We start from the raw sequence: 4,625 nt of genomic DNA on the forward strand, positions 1-4,625 counted from the left end.
TGAATAATTTAATAGGGTCATATCCTTGTGGCCCATATCCAGACCTCCCTAAATCTCCCATCTTTGACCCCACTCTCTTCCAATTAATCACTCCTGCTATTCGCACTAACTTACTCTTCTCTATACGTTCTTCTGCTTCTCTTACTAAAAATGACATTTTGCCTCCTCTTTCGTATGTACTTATCTTTTCATTCTATCATATATGTTTCTTTCTGCCTATTATGCAATGGTCTTATTTATATAAAAATTCCTTTGAAAGATACGCCTTCACATCAATTTATAAAAAAATATCTAGCAAGAATTTAGGCGATGAAACAAAAGAAAAATTAAAGGCACATATTGAGCATCATTCCCTTTTAGATAAAAAGAAAATTGAAAATAAAATTAACACCAAAGTAAGTTATAAGCTTACTGAAAAATATGGGGTAGCTTTTGATTATTCATATAAATTTACCAAAAACACCAGACCTCATACAATAAAATTTTCTATCATTAAGAATTTGTAAATTGATTACCTTGTATTTTAAGATCAGCTACAATATATTATAAACAGTATTTAAACGGATTTATAGAGGTATAAGTTAATGTCATTTTTAATTGGTAAAAAAGCTCCTGATTTCAAAGCAGCTGCAATAATGAGAGATAATTCGATAAATGAAAATTTTGTTTTAAGCAATTTTTTATCTGGCAAAAAAGGTATTGTGTTTTTTTACCCTTTAAATTTCACATTTGTATGCCCATCTGAAATTATAGCATTTGACAAAAAAGTAGAGGAGTTTAAAAAAAGGAATACCGAAGTAGTAGGAGTGAGTATTGATTCACACTTTTCTCATTTAGCATATAAAAATACTAGTATTGATACCGGAGGAATTGGGAAAATAAGATATCCTTTGGTTTCAGACATCACTAAGGATATTTCTCGTAGTTATGATGTGTTGTTAAACCACTCAGTAGCACTAAGAGGAACATTTTTAATTGATGAAGATTTTGTTATAAGGCATCAGGTAGTTAACGACTTGCCACTTGGAAGAAATGTGGATGAGGCTATACGTATGGTAGATGCTCTTGAATTTCATCAAAAGCATGGAGAAGTATGCCCAGCAAATTGGAAACCAGGCAAGGCAACTATTAAGCCAAACACTGAAGGTATAAAAAATTATCTTAGTAAAAATTCAGGCGAAATCTAACAACAATGCAGAAAGAATATAAAACAGAAGTTCTAATAATTGGTTCAGGCCCTGCTGGTTATAGTGCTGCAATTTACGCTGCAAGAGCTGCTCTTGCTCCGATTTTAGTTTCAGGTCAACAACCAGGCGGACAACTAACAATCACCACTGATGTTGAGAATTATCCCGGATTTGCAGAGACCATTCAAGGTCCGTGGCTTATGGAGGAGATGAGACAACAATCAGAAAAAGCCGGGACGCAAATTGTGCATGATATGATAATTGATGTTGATTTTAAATTGTATCCTTTTATGGCCATAGGAGACAGTGGCAACAAATATTTAGCAAGCTCAATTATTATTGCAACTGGTGCCCAAGCTAAGTGGCTTGGACTAGAATCAGAAAAAAAATTCATGGGCTTTGGTGTATCAGGATGCGCAACATGTGATGGATTCTTTTATAAAAACAAAGAAGTTATCGTGATAGGTGGTGGCAATACTGCGGTACAAGAAGCGTTATACCTTACCAACCATGCATCAAAAGTAATATTAGTGCACCGCAGAGATACGCTTAGAGCAGAAAAAATTTTACAAGATAGGCTATTTAAACATCCAAAAATTCAAATGCTTTGGGATAGTGCTTTGGAGGAAGTTTTGGGTTCAGAGAATCCATTATCTGTTAAAGGAGCTAAAATAAAAAATCTAAAAACTGGAAATATATTAAACTTAAAGGTGGATGGAATTTTTATTGCTATAGGGCATAAACCTAATACTGGTTTATTTAAAAATAAGTTGGATATGGATGAAGAAGGATATATCATAACACATCCAGATAGTACAAAAACAAATGTTGAAGGAGTTTTTGCTGCGGGCGATGTGCAGGATAAGATATTTAGACAAGCAGTGACAGCTGCAGGAACTGGATGTATAGCTTCCCTTGAAGCTTTAAAATTTATAGAATCAAAATAATGTCTGAACTCGATCATCGGAAAAAACTAGCAACTAATTGGTTTACGGAGCTGCGGGATGATATTTGCAGTCAGTTTCAAGTTATAGAACACAATTGTGGCTCATCAGCAACATTTACACAAAAAAAATGGGAAAGAGATGGGGGTGGGGGTGGAGAAATGTCAATTATGCGTGGTTCAATTTTTGAGAAGGTTGGTGTAAATATATCTACTGTTTATGGCGAATTTTCTGAAAAATTTGCAAAAGAGATACCTGGATGTGAAAATGGAAATAACGAATTCTGGGCAAGTGGAATTTCATTGGTAGCACATATGAATTCGCCATATGTCCCAGCGGCACATTTTAATACAAGGATGATTGTTACGACTAAACAATGGTTTGGTGGAGGTGGTGACTTAACTCCAACTTTCCCAAATGATGAGGACACAAAAATATTTCATGAGCACTTTAAAGATGCATGCGATAAATTTGATAAAAATTATTATGCGAAATTTAAAAAAAATTGTGATGAATACTTCCATCTACCGCATAGGAATGAATCTAGAGGAGTTGGAGGAATTTTTTATGATTATTTAAATAGTGCTAATTGGCAAAAAGATTTTGAATTTACTAAGGAAGTTGGTGTACAATTTAGTAAAGCATTTGTAAGCATTATTAAAAAAAATGCCATGAAAAAGTGGACTGATCAGGAAAAATCTGCTCAACTAGATAAAAGGGGGAGATACGTAGAATTTAATTTATTATACGATAGAGGGACTAAATTTGGGTTGATGACCAATGGTAATACTGAAGCAATCCTAATGTCCTTGCCTCCTACCGCAACTTGGTAAATTTTAATTGGAGTATTTGTTATGAAACATAAATTTAATTCTCTAGAGGGAAAAATACTAGTGGCATCACCAAAATTAGGGGATCGTTTTTTTGAAAAATCACTAATATATATTTTCATGCACGATAAAAATGGAGCTTTAGGTGTAATTTTAAATCATGAAATAGGTTCTGTATCAAATCATGAATTATTAAAGCTATTTGATAAAAACGTTGAAAAAGTTAAAATTGAAAAGTTGCCAATTGTTTTTGGTGGTCCAGTTAATAGTGAAAGAATTATTGCACTGAGCATTGATAAGCAACAAGAAAAACAATTTAGCACGTTACAATCAATTGTCCTACACACAGATATACAAAATTTTGTTAAAAACTTTATTATTAAAAATAATAAAGCCAAATTTCTACTTGCAAGAGGAGTTAGTGCATGGGATTCTAGTCAATTAGAAAATGAAATTGAAGAAAATAGTTGGTTTATCATTCAGCCAAAATTGGATTTAATTTTTTCCCATGAAATGAAAAATAAATGGTCATTTGCTATAGAAGAGTTGGGTATAAAAAATTCTGCGTATATTGCTCCGTATTCAGGAAATGCCTAAAGATACTACAATTAACAAAGAAGAGGTTAAAAAATTTTCTGCATTGGCTGAGCAATGGTGGGATGAATCAGGTAAATTTAAACCATTACATGACATTAATCCAGCCAGAATAAAATTCATTAATGATCACATAGTCAAACATTTTAAAATAAATATTCCAAATGCAAAGCCCTTAGAAAATTTAAAGCTATTAGATATTGGCTGTGGCGGAGGTTTATTATCAGTACCAATGACTAGACTTGGTGCTTTTGTCACTGGGATTGATCCCTCTGAAAAAAATATCAAAATTGCCAAACAATACGTAGAAGAAAATAAACTCAAAACAAATTTTAAATGCTCTAGTATTCAAGATTTAATCAGAGATCAACATGAAAAATTTGATATAATTCTTAATATGGAAGTCGTAGAGCATGTTGATAATATTGAGACTTTTCTTTTGGCAAGTTCCAAGTTACTTAAAAAAAATGGTATAGTATTTATCTCTACAATTAATAAAACTATTAAATCATTACTTCAAGCAAAGTTTATCGCCGAATATGTTTTAAGATGGCTACCCGTTGGAACCCATGAATGGAAAAAATTTATAAAACCTGAAGAACTTATCCACATAATGAGCAAAGCTCAATTAGAAGTATTAGATATAACTGGTATAAAATATAATATAATTAACAAGACTTGGTATCTATCTGATAATGTAGATGTTAATTATATGATTTGCTTTAAAATGGCAGATAAATTGGTACCGAGATAACATGATTTTCGTCAAATCCACTTCTTGATTCTCTGTATTATCATTATATTCTAGTCTATAGCGTATTATTCGTATAATACGCTATAGGCCTTTTTTGCAACTATCCTGCTGATAGGCCTATATCCTTATAAGACCATTGCATAATAGGCAGAAAGAAACATATATGATAGAATGAAAAGATAAGTACATACGGCACAGTCAAGTTAAAAATAGAATAAAATTCTGATATTGAATAAAAGATTATAAAATTGTAGGATTTAAAAAAATAAATATCAAAAAAGATGAAGGGCACACCAAACAGACATAGATATCCAAT

At 32.1% G+C, this 4,625-nt stretch carries 7 protein-coding genes; 6 read left to right on the top strand and 1 reads right to left on the bottom strand.

From position 1 onward, the window contains the following. Positions 1-221 precede the first annotated feature (221 nt). From L8D11_RS03515 to ubiG, 6 genes are all read left to right on the top strand, one after another. A complete protein-coding gene (locus L8D11_RS03515; RefSeq protein ID WP_236870294.1) occupies positions 222-506 on the top strand; it encodes a hypothetical protein in 285 nt (94 codons plus the stop codon). A 78-nt stretch (positions 507-584) separates the two neighbouring features. After that, positions 585-1,187: a peroxiredoxin gene (locus L8D11_RS03520; protein WP_236870295.1), complete on the top strand. Its 603-nt coding sequence runs from the start codon at positions 585-587 to the stop codon at positions 1,185-1,187. Positions 1,188-1,192: 5 nt separating this feature from the next. Next, the gene (gene trxB / locus L8D11_RS03525) at positions 1,193-2,134 is read left to right on the top strand and encodes a thioredoxin-disulfide reductase (RefSeq protein ID WP_236870296.1); all 942 of its coding nucleotides are present in this window, start codon (positions 1,193-1,195) and stop codon (positions 2,132-2,134) included. Beyond that, positions 2,134-2,964 (top strand): oxygen-dependent coproporphyrinogen oxidase, encoded by an 831-nt coding sequence (gene hemF, locus L8D11_RS03530; RefSeq protein ID WP_236870297.1) that lies wholly within the window; start codon positions 2,134-2,136, stop codon positions 2,962-2,964. The genes trxB and hemF overlap by 1 nt, the downstream gene beginning before the upstream one ends. A gap of 21 nt (positions 2,965-2,985) precedes the next feature. Then, positions 2,986-3,558, top strand: coding sequence for a YqgE/AlgH family protein (locus L8D11_RS03535; protein WP_236870298.1), 573 nt, complete (start codon positions 2,986-2,988; stop codon positions 3,556-3,558). Then, complete coding sequence (gene ubiG / locus L8D11_RS03540) at positions 3,551-4,309, top strand: bifunctional 2-polyprenyl-6-hydroxyphenol methylase/3-demethylubiquinol 3-O-methyltransferase UbiG (RefSeq protein ID WP_236870299.1); 759 nt, start codon at positions 3,551-3,553, stop codon at positions 4,307-4,309. Before L8D11_RS03535 ends, ubiG begins: the two co-directional genes overlap by 8 nt. A 100-nt stretch (positions 4,310-4,409) precedes the next feature. Here ubiG and L8D11_RS03545 read toward each other — a convergent pair. After that, positions 4,410-4,625, bottom strand: a 216-nt coding sequence (locus L8D11_RS03545; RefSeq protein ID WP_236870300.1) for a hypothetical protein, incomplete at its 5' end; no start/stop codon positions are given.

Origin of the sequence: Candidatus Bandiella numerosa (assembly GCF_021811875.1) — a bacterium.
In the GTDB taxonomy this organism is placed as follows: domain Bacteria; phylum Pseudomonadota; class Alphaproteobacteria; order Rickettsiales; family Midichloriaceae; genus Aquirickettsia; species Aquirickettsia numerosa_A.

What these genes read in the sequence shown, in the direction of transcription:
- L8D11_RS03515 (WP_236870294.1), top strand. Translation starts at nt 222, where the DNA reads ATGCAATGGTCTTATTTATATAAAAATTCCTTTGAAAGATACGCCTTC.
- L8D11_RS03520 (WP_236870295.1), top strand. Translation starts at nt 585, where the DNA reads ATGTCATTTTTAATTGGTAAAAAAGCTCCTGATTTCAAAGCAGCTGCA.
- trxB (WP_236870296.1), top strand. Translation starts at nt 1,193, where the DNA reads ATGCAGAAAGAATATAAAACAGAAGTTCTAATAATTGGTTCAGGCCCT.
- hemF (WP_236870297.1), top strand. Translation starts at nt 2,134, where the DNA reads ATGTCTGAACTCGATCATCGGAAAAAACTAGCAACTAATTGGTTTACG.
- L8D11_RS03535 (WP_236870298.1), top strand. Translation starts at nt 2,986, where the DNA reads ATGAAACATAAATTTAATTCTCTAGAGGGAAAAATACTAGTGGCATCA.
- ubiG (WP_236870299.1), top strand. Translation starts at nt 3,551, where the DNA reads ATGCCTAAAGATACTACAATTAACAAAGAAGAGGTTAAAAAATTTTCT.